The following is an 18,598-nucleotide window of genomic DNA, read 5'->3' on the forward strand; positions in this document are numbered from 1 at the left end:
GTGCTTGGTTAATTGGTAATACCAATTTACAATCGCTGTTCGCTAGGGTAAAAGCCTTGTCGGTGGTGTGTCAATTTGCAGCACTTAAACTTTTGTCGAATAAGCGCTGTGCCATCTGCGTGATTCGCCCGAACAAATGCTGTCTGGTGCGTGCCGGCCTGGCGCCGATAGGCCAGAATAGAGAGCCCGGCGAGCCGTCGGGATCGTGGAGATTTGAGTTATGGGGTTTGATCAGATTCGTCAGCGCCGTTTGTCTGACGATATTGTCGAGCGGCTGGAGGGGATGATCCTCGAGGGTACGTTGAAGGCGGGCGAGCGTTTGCCGGCCGAGCGTGCGCTGGCCGAGCAATTCGGCGTGTCACGCCCTTCGTTGCGCGAAGCGATTCAGAAACTGGCGGCCAAGGGCTTGCTGGTCAGTCGCCAGGGTGGCGGCAATTATGTGGTCGAGTCCTTGGGCACCACGTTCAGCGACCCGCTGCTGCACCTGCTGGAGAGCAACCCCGAAGCCCAGCGAGACCTGCTGGAATTTCGCCACACCCTGGAAGCCTCCTGCGCCTATTACGCGGCGCTGCGTGCCACGGATGTCGACCGCGAACGCCTGACGACCGCTTTCAACGAGTTGCAGGATTGTTACTCGCGCCACGACGAGGTCAGTCGCGCCGAAGAAGGGGCAGCGGACGCCAAATTCCACCTGGCCATCGCCGAAGCCAGTCACAACGCCGTGCTGCTGCACACCATCCGTGGGCTGTTCGACCTGCTCAAGCGCAACGTGGTGACCAACATCGGCGGCATGTACAAGCAACGCACGGAAACCCGCGACATGCTGATCACGCAGCATCGCGAGTTGTACATGGCGATTATCGAGGGCAGGGCGGAGCAGGCGCGGGAAGTTTCCAGCCGACACATTCTGTATGTGCAGGAAGTGCTGGAAGAGGTGCGTCAGGAAGTGCAGCGGGTGGCTCGGGCGGAGCGGCGGAAGGGGATGTAGGCGGCAGATTTGCAGTGACAGGGCAATTGCTATCGCGAGCATGCTCGCTCCTACAGGGGGCGTGATATTCCTGTAGGAGCGAGCATGCTCCGGGCGGCGCTCCGACGATGGGGCCATCAGGACGAGCGAATTACTCTTCCTTGCCCTTGTTGCGCACCGCACGCTGCAGCTCGCGACCGGCGTCGCGCTCGCGTTCGGTATCACGCTTGTCGTATTCCTTCTTGCCCTTGCCCAGCGCGATTTCGCACTTGACCATGTGCTTGCTCCAGTACCAGGACAGGCACACGCAGGCGTAACCCTTTTGCTGCACCGAGGTGGCCAGCTTGTCCAGTTCGCGTCGGTTGAGCAGCAGCTTGCGGGTACGGGTCGGGTCGGCGATGACGTGGGTGCTGGCCGTCATCAGCGGCGTGATGTGGCTGCCGAGCAACCAGGCTTCGCCGTCCTTGAGCAGCACGTAGCTGTCGACCAACTGCAGCTTGCTTGCCCGCAGACTTTTTACTTCCCAGCCGGCCAGGACCAGTCCAGCCTCGAACTTGTGCTCGATGAAGTAATCGTGTCGCGCCTTTTTATTCTGCGCGATGGTCCCTGTAGGGTGTTTCTTCTGTTTAGCCATAGGGGCGGCATTATAGGGCGTTGCAAGCGAGTCGGCTACGGGCATGCTGCGTGCTTGAGCAGGTTGATCGAATCCCGGACAATGCGCGCTCTTTTTGCAATGCTTGGACGTGACAACGATGTCGACAGACAAGGTTTCTGTCCACGGCAGCTGGGCCAGCCGCTGGGTCTTCATTCTGGCCGCGACCGGTTCGGCCGTGGGCCTGGGCAGCATCTGGAAATTCCCGTACATGGTCGGGATCTACGGCGGCGGGGCCTTCGTGTTGATGTTCCTGGCCTGTATCGCGCTGATCGGTGTACCGGTAATGCTGGCGGAAACACTGATCGGGCGGCGCGCGCGGCAAAGTCCGGCCAATGCCCTGAAGGTGCTGGCGCTGGAGGCCGGGCACTCGGCGAGGTGGTCCTGGGGCGCCTTCGCCGGGATGATCACGGCCTTGCTGATCCTGTCGTTCTACAGCGTCGTCGGCGGTTGGTCGCTGGATTACATCATCGACATGGGGCGTGGCGATTTCCAGGGTGTGACGCCTGATCAGGTCGGCGCGTACTTTGGCAAGGTGATCGCCGACCCCTGGCGCCTGACACTTTGGCACACAGTTTTCATGCTGCTGTCGGCGTTTGTGATCGCCAAGGGCGTGGTGGCGGGGCTTGAGCGCAGTTTGCGCATCATGATGCCGCTGCTGTTCGTCATGGTTCTGGTGTTGCTGGGCTACAGCATGACCACCGGCCATTTCATGGACGGCCTGCACTTCATGTTCGACTTCCACCCGGAAAAGGTCCTCGACGGCCTGTTGCCGGCCATGGGGCATGCGTTCTTCTCGTTGAGCGTCGGCGTGGGCTCGATCATGATCTACGGCGCCTACATGCCCAAGCAGTCATCGATTGCCGGCACGGTGGTCGGCGTCGCGTTGCTCGATACCTTCGTTTCGCTGGTGGCCGGCCTCGCGCTCTTCCCCATCGTATTTGCCGCCGGGCTGAACCCCAGCGAAGGACCGGGGCTGATGTTCGTCAGCCTGCCCTTTGCCTTTGGTAACGTAGCCTTTGGCCAGCTGATGGGCGTAGTGTTCTTCGTGCTGGTGGCGATTGCGGCCTGGAGTTCGGCCATTTCGCTGCTTGAGCCCATGGTCGCCTACCTGGTCGAGCGGACTAAAGTCAGGCGCGCCTGGGTGACGTTCTGGCTCGCGTTCACTTGCTGGTTCGTTGGCCTGGGGACGGTGTTTTCGTTCAACATCTGGAAACAGGCCCGGTTTTTCGTGAACGAAGGCGGCGTATTCCATCTCTACCAGTGGGGTGCCGCCGGCGGTCTGGATTTCTTTGGTGTGATCGATTTCTTCACCTCGCGGATCATGTTGCCACTCGGTGGCTTGTGCTTCGTGTTGTTTGCGGGTTGGGTGATGGGGCGTGAAGCGGTGCGCGACGAATTGTCGATCCGTAACCCCGGGCTGTTCACCCTGACCCTGTTTTTGATGCGCTATGTGGCGCCCATCGGCATTCTCGTAGTGTTTGCCGCCCAGCTGTGGAAGTGACGCTGACATGACGACACACATTCAACGTTCGGCCTTGCTGCCGTATCCGGCGCAAGCGCTGTATGACCTGGTCAACGACGTGGCGCGCTACCCGGAGTTTCTGCCCTGGTGTTCCTCGGCCGAAGTCCTGGAAAGCTCCCCCGACTACATGCGCGCGAGCGTCGGCGTGGCCAAGGGCGGGCTCAGCCAGCATTTCGTGACGCGCAATACCCTGGTGCCGGGGCAATCGATCGAGATGAACCTCGAAGAGGGCCCCTTCACCCAGTTGCACGGTATCTGGGTATTCAAGGCCCTGACCGACAAGGCCTGCAAGATCAGCCTGGACCTGTCGTTCGACTACGCCGGGCCGATTGTCCGCGCCACCCTGGGGCCGTTGTTCAATCAGGCGGCCAACACCCTGGTGGATGCGTTCTGCCAGCGCGCCAAGCAGATGCATGGTTGAAGCCGTGATCGAGATTGAAGTGGTGTATGCCGCCATTGATCGCCAGGTGTTGCGCAGCTTTTCGGTGCCGGCCGGCACCAGCGTACGCGCCGCGCTGTTGAGTTGCGGGCTGGACAGCGAATTCCCGCAGTTGAACCTGGCTGATTGCCCGGTCGGGGTTTTCGGCAAGGTGATCGGTGACCCGGATGCGCGTCAGGTTGAGGCTGGGGATCGCCTGGAGATCTACCGGGCGCTGGTGGCGGACCCCAAAGAGGTTCGCCGCCTGCGCGCTGCCAAAGCGGCCGAGGCGAAGGCGCGCAATGCCTGACGGCTGAAACCCAGGCAATAAAAAACCCGGAATTTCCGGGTTTTTTATTGCGTCGCAAATTATTGCGGCGATGTGTCCAGCGGTTCTGGTGTCGGGACCGGGACGGTTTCTACGCCGTCGACGTCCTTCTGGATCTGATCCAGCAACGAACCTGGCTTGGCCGGTTTTTCCGGTTTTGGCTTCTCGACGTTCTCGGCAGGAGCGGTCACGGTAGTGCCGCTGTCCTGGCCCAGAATGGCTTCATCACGGCTCACGCCTGGCATGAAGTCACCGGCGAGGCTGACAAGTTGATCATTTGGGTTGAAGATAAGGCTGATGCGTTCCTGTTGGCGTTCACCGCCACCCGGTTGCAGGCTGTACAGATAATCCCAGCGATCGGCATGGAACGTGTCGGTCAGCAGGGGGTTACCCATGATAAACCGTACTTGCCGTCGGGTCATTCCCGGGCGTAACTGGTCTATCATATCCTGCGTGACGACATTGCCCTGCTGGATGTCGATTTTGTAAACCCCGGGGAATGAACAACCGGCGAGTGCGAGCAGTCCCACAAAGGTGAAACTGGTTAGCAAGAGCTTGGTGTTTTGCATCGGTGGGCGACTTCCACTATCTTGGCTGGGACAACGTAAACGCCGATCATACCCGCATTAAGAGAAGCTGCGAAGCAGCATCGCGAGAAAGCTGACCATGGTTGAAAATAGCGAACTACGCAAAGCCGGCCTCAAAGTGACCCTGCCACGGGTCAAAATTCTGCAAATGCTCGATTCCGCCGAGCAGCGCCACATGAGTGCCGAGGATGTCTACAAGGCGCTGATGGAGGCTGGCGAGGACGTCGGTCTGGCCACGGTCTACCGTGTACTGACCCAGTTCGAGGCAGCTGGCCTTGTGGTGCGGCACAACTTCGACGGGGGCCATGCGGTCTTCGAGCTGGACGACGGCAAGCATCACGACCATATGGTCAACGTCGAAACCAGCGAAGTGATCGAGTTCTTCGATCAGGAAATCGAAAACCTGCAGAAAGCGATCGTCGAGAAGTATGGCTTCGAAATGGTTGATCACAATCTGGTGCTGTACGTACGCAAGAAAAAGTAAGCATGTCGCGTGAGCTGCCAGGCTCGCGAAACGAACAAAGGCGACCCCAGGGTCGCCTTTGTGCTTTGTGCGCCGCTAGATTTTTGCGGTGACCACCATCTTCTTCGCGTGCGCCAGGGATTCCTTCGTCAAGTCGATGCCGCCCAGCATTCGAGCGACCTCCTCGACGCGATCATTTTTGCTCAGCTTGGAGACGGCCGTGTGGGTCGCTTTCTCGCCGCGCACCTTGTGCACAAATAGATGCTGATGCCCTTGGGCCGCCACTTGCGGCAAGTGAGTCACGGTCAGCACCTGGCCGCGCTCGCCCAGGCGCCGCAGCAACTGGCCGACGATCTCGGCGGTTGGCCCGCCGATGCCCACGTCCACTTCATCGAACACCAGGGTGGGCACTCGCGATGTCTGTGCGGTGATCACCTGGATCGCCAGGCTGATCCGCGACAGTTCACCGCCCGAGGCGACCTTGGCCAGGGCTTTGAGTGGCTGGCCGGGATTGGCGCTGACCAGCAGCTCGACCTGCTCCAGGCCATTGGGCAGCAGGTCGCCGCCACTGTTAGGGCGCAACTCGATGGTGAAGCGACCGCCCGGCATGCCCAGGCGTTGAATCTCCTGCTCAACGGCGCTGGCCAGGCTGCTTGACGCCTGGTGGCGCAGATCGCTCAACTCCCGGGCCTTCTCCTGGTAATGACGGGCGTAGGACGCCAGCTCGTCGCTCAGGCGTTCGATCGACTCGTCGTTGGCGTTCAGGGTCTCGATTTCATCCAGCAGCCGTTGCTGCAACTCGGCCACCTCGGTGGGCTGGATACGGTGTTTGCGCGCCATGGTGTAGATCGCGTCGAGGCGCTCTTCCAGGTATTGCAGGCGTGCCGGGTCGGCGTCGAAGTTGTCGAGGAAGCGATTCAGCTCGCCCACGGCCTCCTCGACCTGGATCTGTGCGCTGGTCAGCAAGCTGCTGGCCTCACCCAGTGCGCCAATCGAGCTGTTGACGCTCGACAGACGATTGAGGCTGGCGGTCAGGGCGTTCAGGACATTGCCTGAATCACTTTCGCTGCATTGCTCGACCACTTGCCGGCAGATGCCGAGCAAGGTTTCGGCATTGGTCAGGTTCTTGTGTTCCTGCTCCAGCTCTTCCAGTTCGTTTTCGCCAAGGCCCAGGTTTTCCAGCTCTTCAAGCTGATAACTGAGCAACTGATGGCGAGCGCGTTGCTCGTCGCCCGAGTTGGTCAGGCGCTCCAGCTCCTGACTGGTTTGGCGCCAGCGCTGGGCGGCGAGCTGCACCTGACGGGCAAGGTCGGTGGCGCCGGCATATTCGTCGAGCAGGCGGCGGTGCGTGTCGGTCTTGAGCAGGGACTGGTGTTCATGCTGGCTGTGGATGTCGATCAACAGCTCGCCCAGGGCCTTGAGGTCGCCCAGTGGGCAGGGCGTGCCATTGATGTAGCCGCGCGAGCGGCCTTCGGCGGTGATGACCCGGCGCAGGATGCACGGCCCGTCATTCTCCAGGTCGCGCTCGGCCAGCCAGGCGCTGGCTTCCGGAATATCGATCAGGTCGAATGTGGCCAGGATGTCGGCCTTGTCAGCACCGGGGCGGACCACGCCGCTGTCGGCGCGATCCCCCAGCGTCAAGCCCAGGGCGTCGAGCATGATCGACTTGCCGGCGCCGGTTTCCCCTGTGATCACGCTCATCCCGCGATCGAGTTCGAGATCGAGATGTTCAACGATGGCGTAGTTGTGTACGGACAGGTGCACCAGCATGACGGCCGCTCCCAGGCTTTAGGTCTGGTTATTTATACAGTGTTTTATTTGCGGCTGACAATGCCCTCGCTTAGGTCGATTCGCTTGGTCCGACGAAATCGTTAGCGCATCAAGGAATGACAATGCAGGGTTTTTTGTAGGGTTAATCAAGGGCACCCCTTGAAGCTGGTTTTTGCGGCCCCATATACCGGGACAGAAGCGCGAGTCGAGCTCGCGGACGTTATTGAAAGGAGAATTCTATGGCTGACGAACAGACAGTAGATACGCAAAACCCAGACGCCAACCAGGCGCCCGAGGCTTCGGCTGAAGACCTGGCGACTCGTGTTCAAGTGCTCGAAGAGCAACTGGCCGGCGCGCAGGATAACGCTTTGCGCGTAGCCGCCGATCTGCAGAACGTCCGTCGTCGCGCCGAGCAGGACGTCGAAAAGGCTCACAAATTTGCACTGGAAAAATTCGCCGGCGACTTGCTGCCGATCATCGACAGCCTGGAGCGCGGCCTAGAGCTGTCCAACCCGGACGACGAAAGCATCCGTCCGATGCGCGAAGGCATCGAGCTGACCCTGAAGATGTTCCAGGACACCCTCAAGCGTTACAACCTGGAAGCGATCGACCCGCATGGCGAACCGTTCAATGCCGCTCTTCACCAGGCAATGGCCATGCAGGAAAGCGCCGACGTCGAGCCCAACAGCGTTCTGAAGGTGTTCCAGAAGGGTTATCAGCTCAGCGGTCGCCTGCTGCGCCCGGCCATGGTCGTGGTCAGCAAGCCTGTCGCGCCAGTTTCGCCTTCTATCAACGAGCAGGCTTGAAATTGGCCGCAAGGCCCCCATTTATAAGTCAAGCGTTTAAGTGCTACCGCAGTTAGCCACCACTGCTGCGGCAACCAAATCCAAAGTTTCGGGAGAGTGAACATGGGCAAAATTATCGGTATCGACCTGGGGACTACCAACTCCTGCGTCTCCGTGCTGGAAAACGGCAAGGCCAAAGTGATCGAGAACGCCGAAGGCGCGCGCACCACGCCTTCGATCATCGCTTACGCCAACGATGGCGAAATCCTGGTCGGCCAGTCGGCCAAGCGTCAGGCTGTGACCAATCCCCACAACACCCTGTACGCGGTGAAGCGTCTGATCGGTCGTCGCTTCGAAGAAGAAGTGGTTCAGAAAGACATCCAGATGGTCCCTTACAAGATCGTCAAGGCTGACAACAATGACGCCTGGGTTGAAGTGAACGGCCAGAAAATGGCACCGCCACAAATCTCGGCTGAAATCCTGAAAAAGATGAAGAAAACCGCCGAAGACTACCTCGGCGAGCCAGTGACCGAAGCGGTGATCACCGTTCCGGCCTACTTCAACGACAGCCAGCGTCAAGCCACCAAGGACGCCGGTCGCATTGCCGGTCTGGACGTAAAACGCATCATCAACGAACCGACCGCAGCCGCTCTGGCTTACGGTATGGACAAGGCCAAGGGCGATCACACCGTGATCGTTTATGACCTGGGTGGCGGTACGTTCGACGTCTCCGTGATCGAAATCGCTGAAGTCGACGGTGAGCACCAGTTCGAAGTGTTGGCCACCAACGGCGACACCTTCCTGGGTGGTGAGGACTTCGACATCCGTCTGATCGACTACCTCGTCGACGAATTCAAGAAAGAAAGCGGCATGAACCTCAAGGGTGATCCGCTGGCCATGCAGCGCCTGAAGGAAGCTGCTGAAAAAGCCAAGATCGAGCTGTCTTCCGCTCAGTCGACCGACGTCAACCTGCCGTACATCACTGCAGACGCGACCGGTCCTAAGCACTTGAACGTGAAGATCTCCCGCGCCAAGCTGGAATCGCTGGTGGAAGACCTGGTTCAACGCACCATCGAACCTTGCCGCATCGCGCTGAAAGACTCCGGCATCGACGTCGGTTCGATCAACGACGTGATCCTGGTCGGCGGTCAGACCCGTATGCCACTGGTTCAGAAGCTGGTCACCGAGTTCTTCGGCAAAGAAGCACGTAAAGACGTGAACCCGGACGAAGCCGTTGCCATGGGTGCTGCCATCCAGGGCGCCGTTCTGGCCGGTGACGTGAAAGACGTTCTGCTGCTCGACGTCAGCCCGCTGACCCTGGGTATCGAAACCATGGGCGGCGTGATGACGGCGCTGATCGAGAAAAACACCACGATTCCTACCAAGAAATCGCAAGTGTTCTCGACGGCCGACGACAACCAGGGCGCCGTGACCATTCACGTGCTGCAAGGCGAGCGCAAGCAAGCGGCGCAGAACAAGTCCCTGGGCAAGTTCGACCTGGCCGAGATTCCACCAGCACCACGTGGCGTGCCACAAATCGAAGTGACCTTCGACATCGACGCCAACGGCATTCTGCACGTAGGCGCCAAGGACAAGGCCACCGGCAAGACTCAGTCGATCGTGATCAAGGCCAACTCCGGCCTGTCTGACGAAGAGATCGAGCGCATGGTCCGTGACGCCGAGGCGAACGCCGAGGAAGACCGCAAGTTCGAAGAGCTGGCCGCTGCCCGCAACCAGGGTGATGCACTGGTTCACTCCACGCGCAAAATGGTCGCCGATGCTGGCGACAAGGTGAGCGCTGAAGAGAAGACTGCAATCGAAGCGGCCGTGGTTGCCCTGGAAGCCGCCGTCAAGGGCGACGACAAGGCTGCCATCGAAGCCAAGGTCGAAGAACTGTCGAAAGTCTCCGCTCCTGTGGCGCAGAAGATGTACGCCGAGCAGGCTCAACCTGCTGAAGGTGCTGCACCGCAAGGCGAATCGGCCGAGAAGGCTGACGACGTGGTCGACGCCGAGTTCGAAGAAGTCAAAGACAACAAGTAAGTTGTTGGTCGTCCGGTTGACTGCCTTCGGGCAGTGACTGGTAGGATGTCGCCGCGCGGGAGCCTGCTCCCGCGTTGGCGTGTCTGGAGTACACGAATTTTTACAGCATGCGACAACGCTCGCGTGTTGCAGGCATGGCCGGGGATGCTCCTGCTTTCCGCGCCGCAAATGCCACATCGAATCAAGACCAGGATCGTTGAATTGACGTGAGTTGGGTCCGGGCCTGTATTGGGGCTCAACGAGTTTGGCGAAGCTCAGGAGAGGTTGGCTGAACGTCCTCAAGGGTGCAGAAGACTTATGGCAAAGCGTGACTATTACGAAGTATTGGGTGTCGAGCGCGGCTCGAGCGAAGCGGACCTGAAGAAGGCCTATCGCCGTCTGGCGATGAAGCACCACCCGGACCGTAATCCTGATGACAAGGCGTCGGAAGAGCTGTTCAAGGAGGCCAACGAGGCCTACGAAGTGCTGTCCGACTCCAGCAAGCGTGCCGCGTACGACCAGTACGGTCATGCCGGCGTCGACCCGAGCATGGGTGGCGGCGGTGCCGGTTTCGGTGGCCAGAATTTCTCCGACATCTTCGGTGATGTGTTCAGCGACTTCTTCGGTGGCGGTCGCGGCGGTGCCCGTGGCGGCGCCCAGCGTGGCAGCGACCTGCGCTACACCCTGGAACTGAACCTGGAAGAAGCGGTGCGCGGCACGACCGTGAATATCCGCGTTCCGACGCTGGTCAACTGCAAGCCGTGCGACGGCTCCGGGGCCAAGAAAGGCTCTTCGCCTGTGACCTGCCCGACTTGCGGTGGTATCGGTCAGGTGCGCATGCAGCAAGGTTTCTTCTCGGTGCAGCAGACCTGCCCGCGCTGCCATGGCCAGGGCAAGATCATTTCCGATCCGTGCAGCTCCTGCAACGGTGACGGCCGTGTCGAAGAGTACAAGACCCTGTCCGTGAAAGTGCCGGCCGGTGTCGATACCGGTGACCGCATTCGCCTGTCGGGTGAAGGCGAGGCGGGCGCCCAGGGCGGCCCGACCGGCGACCTGTATGTGGTGATCAACGTGCGTGAGCACGCGATCTTCCAGCGCGACGGCAAGCACCTGTTCTGCGAAGTGCCGATCAGCTTCGTCGATGCGGCGCTGGGTGGCGAACTGGAGATTCCGACCCTCGATGGTCGGGTCAAGCTGAAAATCCCTGAAGGGACCCAGACCGGCAAGCAGTTCCGTGTGCGTGGCAAGGGCGTTGCCCCTGTGCGTGGCGGCGGTGCCGGTGACCTGATGTGCCGTGTCGCGGTCGAAACCCCGGTCAACCTGGGTCGCCGTCAACGCGAACTGCTGGAGGAGTTCCGCAGCTCGCTGGAGGGTGACAACAGTCACTCGCCAAAAACCACCGGCTGGTTCGAAGGCGTGAAACGCTTCTTCGGCGATCTGTAAGGAGTGAGCATGCGACGTATAGCTGTCATGGGCGCCGCTGGCCGCATGGGCAAAATCCTCGTCGAGGCGGTGCAGCAACGCGCACCGCTGACCGGCCTGACCGCCGCGATCGTGCGCCCCGGCAGCACGCTGATCGGCGTGGATGCCGGTGAGCTGGCCTCGCTGGGGCGTATCGGTGTGCCACTGTCCGGCAACCTGGACGCGGTCGCGGATGAGTTCGATGTGCTGATCGACTTCACGCTGCCGGAAGTCATGCTGAAAAACCTGGCGTTCTGCCGCAAGGCCGGCAAGGCCATGGTCATCGGCACGACCGGCCTGGACGCGACGCAGAAGCAGTTGCTGGTCGAAGCGGGCAAGGATATCCCCATCGTGTTCGCCGCCAACTTCAGCGTCGGCGTCAACCTGTCGCTCAAGCTGCTCGACATGGCGGCGAGGGTCCTGCGGGATGATGCCGATATCGAGATCATCGAGGCTCATCACCGGCACAAGATCGATGCGCCGTCCGGCACGGCCCTGCGCATGGGCGAAGTGATCGCCGATGCGCTGGATCGCGATCTGCAGAAAGTCGCGGTCTATGGCCGTGAGGGTCACACCGGTGCGCGTGAGCGTGAAACCATCGGTTTCGCCACCGTTCGCGGCGGCGACGTGGTGGGCGATCACACGGTGTTGTTCGCTTGTGAAGGCGAGCGGCTGGAGATCACCCACAAGGCGTCCAGTCGCATGACGTTCGCCAAGGGTGCGGTGCGCGCCGCGTTGTGGCTGGATGCGCGCGAACCTGGCCTCTATGACATGCAAGACGTGCTCGAACTGCGTTAAGATGTGCCCCGAAACCGGGCTCAAATCCACGATTGGGCCCCGGTTTCATTACGCCAAGTGACGTCCTGTCGCATTCTCCAGCCTTAACGGCTCATTGGCGGTAGACCAAAAACGCCTTTTTCTGTAAGCTACAGCTTTAGTGTGTCCACTAAAAGCGCGCAGAATAATTCAGTGAAGAAGCGGGGTGACGTGTCCATACGTCACTCCGCTTTTTTACAACCTGCGATCGCCCTTTCAGGCTTTATTTACGGGAGGTCTTCTTGACTAAGCCAGCCATACTTGCCCTTGCTGATGGCAGCATTTTTCGCGGCGAAGCCATTGGTGCCGACGGTCAAACCGTTGGTGAGGTGGTGTTCAACACCGCAATGACCGGCTATCAGGAAATCCTTACCGATCCTTCCTACGCCCAACAGATCGTGACCCTGACCTACCCGCACATCGGCAACACCGGCACCACGCCGGAAGACGCCGAGTCGAACCGCGTTTGGTCCGCTGGCCTGGTTATCCGTGACCTGCCACTGGTGGCGAGCAACTGGCGTAACACGATGTCCCTGTCCGATTACCTGAAGGCCAACAACGTGGTGGCCATCGCCGGTATCGACACCCGCCGCCTGACGCGCATCCTGCGTGAGAAGGGCGCGCAGAACGGCTGCATCCTGGCCGGTGACAACATTTCCGACGAGGCCGCCATCGCCGCTGCCCGGGGTTTCCCAGGCCTCAAGGGCATGGACCTGGCGAAAGTCGTGAGCACCAAGGAATCCTACGAGTGGCGTTCGACGGTCTGGGATCTGAAGACCGACAGTCACGCGACGATTGAAGCGTCCGAGCTGCCTTACCACGTCGTGGCCTACGACTACGGCGTCAAGGTGAACATCCTGCGCATGCTGGTTGAGCGCGGCTGCCGCGTCACCGTGGTGCCTGCGCAAACGCCGGCTGCCGACGTGCTTGCCCTCAAGCCCGATGGCGTGTTCCTGTCCAACGGCCCTGGCGATCCGGAGCCTTGCGACTACGCCATCCAGGCGATCAAAGAAGTGCTGGAAACCGAAATTCCGGTATTCGGCATCTGCCTGGGCCACCAACTGCTGGCCCTGGCGTCCGGCGCCAAGACCCTGAAAATGGGCCACGGCCACCACGGTGCCAACCACCCGGTCCAGGACCTGGACAGCGGCGTGGTGATGATCACCAGCCAGAACCACGGTTTTGCGGTAGACGAAGCGACCCTGCCAGCCAACGTCCGGGCGATCCACAAATCGCTGTTCGACGGCACCCTGCAAGGGATCGAGCGTACCGACAAGAGCGCCTTCAGCTTCCAGGGTCACCCTGAAGCCAGCCCTGGCCCGAACGACGTAGCACCACTGTTCGACCGCTTCATCAATGAAATGGCCAAGCGACGCTGATCGCTGGCCCTGATGCAGCAAGGCCTGGAGGCGGTCCCGAGACCGGCGGCCCCTCCAGGCTTCACCGATTGAACAAGACGGCTTGCCGACTGACCTGCGGATTTGAGTGACAACCCATGCCAAAACGTACAGACATTAAAAGCATCCTGATTCTCGGCGCTGGCCCGATCGTGATCGGCCAGGCCTGCGAATTCGACTACTCCGGCGCCCAGGCCTGCAAAGCCCTGCGCGAAGAGGGCTACCGCGTCATCCTGGTGAACTCCAACCCGGCCACCATCATGACCGACCCGGCCATGGCCGACGCCACCTACATCGAGCCGATCAAGTGGCAGACCGTTGCCAAGATCATCGAAAAAGAGCGTCCGGACGCGCTGCTGCCGACCATGGGTGGCCAGACCGCCCTGAACTGCGCCCTGGACCTGGAGCGCGAAGGCGTTCTGGAAAAATTCGGTGTGGAAATGATCGGCGCCAACGCCGACACCATCGACAAGGCCGAAGACCGTTCGCGTTTCGACAAGGCCATGAAGGCCATCGGCCTGGCCTGCCCGCGCTCCGGCATCGCCCACAGCATGGAAGAGGCCAATGCGGTCCTCGAGAAGCTGGGCTTCCCGTGCATCATTCGTCCGTCCTTCACCATGGGCGGCACCGGTGGCGGCATCGCCTACAACCGTGAAGAGTTCGAAGAAATCTGCGCCCGTGGTCTGGACCTGTCGCCGACCAAGGAGCTGCTGATCGACGAATCGCTGATCGGCTGGAAAGAATACGAAATGGAAGTTGTCCGCGACAAAAAGGACAACTGCATCATCGTCTGCTCCATCGAAAACTTCGACCCGATGGGCGTGCACACCGGTGACTCGATCACCGTGGCGCCGGCACAGACCCTGACCGACAAGGAATACCAGATCCTGCGTAACGCCTCCCTGGCGGTACTGCGCGAGATCGGCGTGGAGACCGGTGGTTCCAACGTTCAGTTCGGTATCTGCCCGAACACCGGCCGCATGGTCGTGATCGAGATGAACCCGCGTGTATCCCGCTCTTCTGCCCTCGCCTCGAAAGCCACCGGCTTCCCGATCGCCAAGGTCGCGGCCAAGCTGGCCGTGGGTTACACCCTGGACGAGCTGTCGAACGACATCACCGGCGGCAAGACCCCGGCGTCCTTCGAACCGTCCATCGACTACGTCGTCACCAAGCTGCCACGCTTCGCCTTCGAGAAATTTGCCAAGGCCGACGCACGCCTGACCACCCAGATGAAGTCGGTCGGTGAAGTCATGGCCATCGGCCGGACCTTCCAGGAATCCCTGCAGAAAGCCCTGCGCGGCCTGGAAGTGGGCGTTTGCGGCCTGGACGAAAAGGTTGACCTGAGCAACCCGGAAAGCATGAGCATCCTCAAGCGCGAGCTGACCGTGCCGGGTGCCGAGCGTATCTGGTACGTGGCGGACGCCATGCGCGCCGGCATGAGTGTCGAGGACATCTTCGGCATGACCATGATCGACCCTTGGTTCCTGGTGCAGATGGAAGATCTGATCAAGGACGAAGAGAAGGTCAAGACGCTGGGGCTGTCGGCGATCGACAAGGACCTGATGTTCCGTCTCAAGCGCAAGGGCTTCTCCGATCAGCGCCTGGCCAAGTTGCTGGGTGTGACCGAGAAGAGCCTGCGTGCGCACCGCCACAAGCTGGAGATCTTCCCGGTCTACAAGCGCGTCGACACCTGCGCCGCCGAGTTCGCCACCGATACCGCCTATCTCTACTCGACCTACGAGGAAGAGTGCGAAGCCGCGCCATCGGGTCGCGACAAGATCATGATCCTGGGCGGCGGTCCTAACCGCATCGGCCAGGGTATCGAGTTCGACTACTGCTGCGTACACGCCGCCCTGGCGCTGCGCGATGACGGGTACGAGACCATCATGGTCAACTGCAACCCGGAAACCGTGTCCACCGACTACGACACCTCCGATCGCCTGTACTTCGAGCCGGTGACCCTGGAAGACGTGCTGGAAATCGTGCGGGTCGAGAAGCCGAAAGGCGTGATCGTCCAGTACGGTGGCCAGACCCCGCTGAAGCTGGCGCGTGCCCTTGAAGCCGCCGGCGTGCCGATCATCGGCACCAGCCCGGATGCCATCGACCGTGCCGAAGACCGTGAGCGTTTCCAGCAGATGGTTCAGCGCCTGAACCTGCGTCAGCCGCCGAACGCCACCGTGCGCAGCGAAGACGAAGCGATTCGTGCCGCTTCGAAGATCGGTTACCCGCTGGTGGTGCGTCCGTCCTACGTGCTGGGCGGTCGGGCGATGGAAATCGTCTACGAGGAAGAAGAGCTCAAGCGCTACCTGCGTGAAGCGGTTCAAGTGTCCAACGACAGCCCGGTGCTGCTGGACCACTTCCTCAACTGCGCCATCGAAATGGACGTGGATGCGGTCTGCGACGGCAAAGACGTGGTGATCGGCGCGATCATGCAGCACATCGAACAGGCGGGCGTTCACTCCGGTGACTCCGCATGCTCCTTGCCGCCGTACTCGCTGCCAGCGCACATCCAGGACGAGATGCGCGAACAGGTCAAGAAAATGGCCCTGGAGCTGGGAGTTGTCGGCTTGATGAACGTGCAGTTGGCGCTGCAAGGCGAAGACATCTACGTCATCGAAGTCAACCCGCGTGCTTCGCGGACCGTACCGTTCGTGTCCAAGTGCATCGGCGTTTCCCTGGCCATGATCGCGGCGCGCGTGATGGCCGGTAAAACCCTGCAGGAACTGGGTTTCACCAAGGAAATCATTCCGAACTTCTACAGCGTGAAAGAGGCGGTGTTCCCGTTCGCCAAATTCCCGGGCGTAGACCCGATCCTCGGCCCGGAGATGAAGTCCACCGGTGAAGTCATGGGTGTCGGCGACACCTTCGGCGAAGCCTTCGCCAAGGCCCAGATGGGCGCCAGTGAAGTGCTGCCGACCGGCGGTACTGCGTTCATCAGCGTGCGTGATGACGACAAGCCATTGGTTGCAGGCGTAGCGCGTGATCTGATCAACTTGGGCTTCGAAGTGGTCGCCACTGCCGGTACTGCCAAGCTGATCGAAGCCGCAGGCCTGAAAGTGCGCCGTGTGAACAAGGTGACCGAAGGCCGTCCGCACGTGGTCGACATGATCAAGAATGACGAAGTCACCCTGATCATCAACACCACCGAAGGTCGCCAGTCGATCGCCGATTCGTATTCCATTCGTCGTAATGCCCTGCAGCACAAGATTTACTGCACCACCACCATTGCTGCGGGCGAGGCCATCTGCGAAGCGCTGAAGTTCGGTCCTGAAAAGACCGTGCGTCGCTTGCAGGATCTACATGCAGGGTTGAAGGCATGAGCATAACGAAATACCCGATGACCGTTCAGGGCGCTCGCGCCCTGGAAGAGGAACATGCTCACCTGACCAAGGTCGTGCGTCCGAAGCTCAGCCAGGACATCGGTACGGCCCGTGAGTTGGGTGACCTGAAGGAAAACGCCGAATACCACGCTGCTCGCGAACAGCAGGGTATGGTCGAGGCGCGGATCCGTGACATCGAAGGCCGCATGCAGAATGCGGTGATCATCGATGTCACCTCCATTCCTCACACCGGCAAGGTGATTTTCGGCACCACCGTCGAAATCGCCAACGTCGAGACCGATGAAAGCGTGACCTACCAGATCGTGGGTGAGGACGAGGCCGACATCAAACTCGGCAAGATCTCCGTCGGTTCGCCGATCGCTCGCGCCTTGATTGCCAAGGAAGAAGGTGATGTGGTCGCGGTCAAGACGCCAGGCGGCGTTATCGAGTATGAGATTGTCGAAGTTCGTCACGTCTGACGGCGGGCGCCCGTATCGTGCGGGCGCCATGCTTTGGCAGCTGACCCAGATGCTGTGGGTGGGCGGCCTGTGGTTGTCGCATGTGGGTCTGCCGCCGGCGCTGGGTCGAATTGGCCTGGCGCCGCTGCTGATCGACGAAATTGCCGGCATGCTGAATGCGCTGATGGTGGGTTTCGCCGCAGTTTGTGTGATTTTTCAGGCGATGGTGCTGGTTCGGGCCGAAGGCCTTGCCAGTCTGTGGCGGGATATTCGCGGGCAGTTGCTGCTGATGGCGCTTTATGCGAGCGCGATGTTCTTCGCGGTGCTGCTGGGTTGGCCGCAGGCCGTGCGTTGGCAGGTGTTCAGTTATCTTGTGCTGGGCTTTTCCGGGGTCATACTGGTGCTGCAGCCGGTGCCGGGATGGAGTGGCAGGGTGCGCGAAGCACACCCTTGACCCTTGCCATCACTTGAAGCGATGGACGTTCGACAGCTGCTTGTTGACGCTGAAGTTCTTGCGGTAGATCAGGGCCATCTTGCCGATGACCTGAACCAGATCAGCCTTGCCAACCTTGCACAGTTCTGCGATGGAGGCCAGGCGCGATTCGCGATCGAGGATGTTGAGCTTGATCTTGATCAGCTCATGATCCGCCAGGGCGCGTTCAAGTTCGGCTAATACACCTTCAGTCAAACCGTTGTCCGCCACGATCAAAACCGGTTTCAGGTGGTGACCAATGGATTTGTACTGTTTCTTCTGCTCTTGAGTGAGCGGCATAAATCTGACCCTTTCGTCTGGATTCTGTAAAATGGCGGCCATTTTACCCGAGGGCTCGTTGATCCGCCCAATTAATCACGACCCTAATCATCGAGGTGCCCAATGGCGCGTTCCAAGACAAGCCTTGGTTGGCTGAAACGACATGTCAACGATCCTTATGTGAAGCAAGCGCAGAAGGATGGCTACCGCTCGCGTGCGAGTTACAAGCTTCTGGAAATCCAGGAAAAATACAAACTGATCCGTCCGGGGATGAGTGTGGTCGACCTCGGTGCGGCGCCGGGTGGCTGGTCGCAGGTCACCAGCCGTCTGATCGGTGGTCAGGGGCGTCTGATCGCCTCGGACATCCTGGAAATGGACGGCATTCCGGACGTTACCTTCATCCAGGGTGATTTCACCGAGGACGCAGTGCTGACGCGGATCCTGGAAGCCGTGGGTAATTCGCAGGTAGACCTTGTGATTTCCGATATGGCCCCCAATATGAGTGGTACGCCCGAAGTGGACATGCCCAAAGCCATGTTTCTTTGTGAGCTGGCGCTTGATCTGGCCGAGCGGATACTCAAGCCCGGTGGCAATTTCGTGATCAAGATCTTTCAGGGCGAAGGCTTCGATGTGTACCTGAAGGACGCTCGCAAGAAGTTCGACAAGATCCAGATGATCAAGCCGGACTCTTCCCGTGGCACCTCCCGCGAGCAATACATGCTGGCATGGGGCTATCGTGGTAATGGCGAGTAAACCGAGGTTTTTTGTCGGGTCGATAGGTTTTTCGTATTTCGCCCGCGAGCATTAGCGAATACTGTGTAGAAAGTGTTTCACAAAGGGTTACAGACGGCGCCTGCCAAGCCGTACGTAATGTAGTAAGT

Annotated in this window: 18 protein-coding genes; 14 read left to right on the forward strand and 4 right to left on the reverse strand. The window is 60.2% G+C overall.

The annotated features are described in order from the left end of the window. Positions 1-220 precede the first annotated feature (220 nt). Complete coding sequence (locus QIW53_RS17080; RefSeq protein ID WP_371050776.1) at positions 221-988, forward strand: GntR family transcriptional regulator; 768 nt, start codon at positions 221-223, stop codon at positions 986-988. Positions 989-1,118: 130 nt separating this feature from the next. Here QIW53_RS17080 and smpB read toward each other — a convergent pair whose 3' ends face one another. Further along, complete coding sequence (smpB, locus tag QIW53_RS17085) at positions 1,119-1,601, reverse strand: SsrA-binding protein SmpB (protein ID WP_371050777.1); 483 nt, start codon at positions 1,599-1,601, stop codon at positions 1,119-1,121. Between the two features lie 118 nt (positions 1,602-1,719). Here smpB and QIW53_RS17090 point away from each other — a divergent pair, with 118 nt between their 5' ends. From QIW53_RS17090 to QIW53_RS17100, 3 genes are read left to right on the forward strand one after another with little or no spacing between them, the layout of a single operon-like run. After that, the gene (locus QIW53_RS17090; RefSeq protein ID WP_371050778.1) at positions 1,720-3,123 is read left to right on the forward strand and encodes a sodium-dependent transporter; all 1,404 of its coding nucleotides are present in this window, start codon (positions 1,720-1,722) and stop codon (positions 3,121-3,123) included. A 7-nt stretch (positions 3,124-3,130) separates the two neighbouring features. After that, entirely contained in the window at positions 3,131-3,565 is a 435-nt protein-coding gene (locus tag QIW53_RS17095; RefSeq protein WP_371050779.1) for a type II toxin-antitoxin system RatA family toxin, read from the forward strand. Beyond that, a complete protein-coding gene (locus QIW53_RS17100; protein WP_371050780.1) occupies positions 3,558-3,872 on the forward strand; it encodes an RnfH family protein in 315 nt (104 codons plus the stop codon). The genes QIW53_RS17095 and QIW53_RS17100 overlap by 8 nt, the downstream gene beginning before the upstream one ends. A 59-nt stretch (positions 3,873-3,931) precedes the next feature. On the opposite strand, the gene QIW53_RS17105 is transcribed toward QIW53_RS17100, so the two are convergent. Then, positions 3,932-4,459 carry an outer membrane protein assembly factor BamE gene (locus QIW53_RS17105; RefSeq protein WP_371050781.1) on the reverse strand — a complete coding sequence of 176 codons (528 nt, stop codon included), beginning with the start codon at positions 4,457-4,459 and terminating at the stop codon, positions 3,932-3,934. A 97-nt stretch (positions 4,460-4,556) separates the two neighbouring features. Here QIW53_RS17105 and fur point away from each other — a divergent pair, with 97 nt between their 5' ends. After that, on the forward strand, positions 4,557-4,961 hold the full coding sequence (fur, locus tag QIW53_RS17110) for a ferric iron uptake transcriptional regulator (protein WP_110966279.1): 405 nt from the start codon (positions 4,557-4,559) through the stop codon (positions 4,959-4,961). Positions 4,962-5,036: 75 nt separating this feature from the next. Here the strand turns inward: fur and recN are convergent, their stop codons facing one another. Next, on the reverse strand, positions 5,037-6,710 hold the full coding sequence (gene recN / locus QIW53_RS17115; RefSeq protein ID WP_371050783.1) for a DNA repair protein RecN: 1,674 nt from the start codon (positions 6,708-6,710) through the stop codon (positions 5,037-5,039). A gap of 239 nt (positions 6,711-6,949) precedes the next feature. On the opposite strand from recN, the gene grpE reads away from it, so the two are divergent. The 8 genes from grpE to QIW53_RS17155 all read left to right on the forward strand — a co-directional run bounded on the left by grpE (position 6,950) and on the right by QIW53_RS17155 (position 17,420). Then, positions 6,950-7,516, forward strand: a complete 567-nt coding sequence (gene grpE, locus QIW53_RS17120; RefSeq protein WP_371050784.1) for a nucleotide exchange factor GrpE — start codon at positions 6,950-6,952, stop codon at positions 7,514-7,516. Between the two features lie 102 nt (positions 7,517-7,618). Then, positions 7,619-9,535, forward strand: a complete 1,917-nt coding sequence (dnaK, locus tag QIW53_RS17125) for a molecular chaperone DnaK (protein WP_371050785.1) — start codon at positions 7,619-7,621, stop codon at positions 9,533-9,535. 297 nt (positions 9,536-9,832) lie between these two features. Then, entirely contained in the window at positions 9,833-10,957 is a 1,125-nt protein-coding gene (gene dnaJ, locus QIW53_RS17130; protein WP_371050786.1) for a molecular chaperone DnaJ, read from the forward strand. Between the two features lie 9 nt (positions 10,958-10,966). Beyond that, positions 10,967-11,773: a 4-hydroxy-tetrahydrodipicolinate reductase gene (gene dapB, locus QIW53_RS17135; RefSeq protein WP_371050787.1), complete on the forward strand. Its 807-nt coding sequence runs from the start codon at positions 10,967-10,969 to the stop codon at positions 11,771-11,773. Positions 11,774-12,033: 260 nt separating this feature from the next. Next, complete coding sequence (gene carA, locus QIW53_RS17140; protein ID WP_371050788.1) at positions 12,034-13,170, forward strand: glutamine-hydrolyzing carbamoyl-phosphate synthase small subunit; 1,137 nt, start codon at positions 12,034-12,036, stop codon at positions 13,168-13,170. A gap of 116 nt (positions 13,171-13,286) precedes the next feature. Then, on the forward strand, positions 13,287-16,508 hold the full coding sequence (carB, locus tag QIW53_RS17145) for a carbamoyl-phosphate synthase large subunit (RefSeq protein ID WP_371050789.1): 3,222 nt from the start codon (positions 13,287-13,289) through the stop codon (positions 16,506-16,508). Between the two features lie 2 nt (positions 16,509-16,510). Further along, a complete protein-coding gene (greA, locus tag QIW53_RS17150) occupies positions 16,511-16,987 on the forward strand; it encodes a transcription elongation factor GreA (RefSeq protein ID WP_371050815.1) in 477 nt (158 codons plus the stop codon). 28 nt (positions 16,988-17,015) lie between these two features. Next, positions 17,016-17,420: an MFS transporter gene (locus QIW53_RS17155; RefSeq protein WP_371050816.1), complete on the forward strand. Its 405-nt coding sequence runs from the start codon at positions 17,016-17,018 to the stop codon at positions 17,418-17,420. 9 nt (positions 17,421-17,429) lie between these two features. Here the strand turns inward: QIW53_RS17155 and QIW53_RS17160 are convergent, their stop codons facing one another. Next, positions 17,430-17,738 (reverse strand): YhbY family RNA-binding protein, encoded by a 309-nt coding sequence (locus QIW53_RS17160; protein WP_007942889.1) that lies wholly within the window; start codon positions 17,736-17,738, stop codon positions 17,430-17,432. 102 nt (positions 17,739-17,840) lie between these two features. Here QIW53_RS17160 and rlmE point away from each other — a divergent pair, with 102 nt between their 5' ends. Next, on the forward strand, positions 17,841-18,470 hold the full coding sequence (gene rlmE, locus QIW53_RS17165) for a 23S rRNA (uridine(2552)-2'-O)-methyltransferase RlmE (RefSeq protein WP_371050790.1): 630 nt from the start codon (positions 17,841-17,843) through the stop codon (positions 18,468-18,470). Positions 18,471-18,598 lie beyond the last annotated feature (128 nt).

The organism is Pseudomonas fluorescens, assembly GCF_041354075.1.
Lineage (GTDB): Bacteria > Pseudomonadota > Gammaproteobacteria > Pseudomonadales > Pseudomonadaceae > Aquipseudomonas > Aquipseudomonas fluorescens_CE.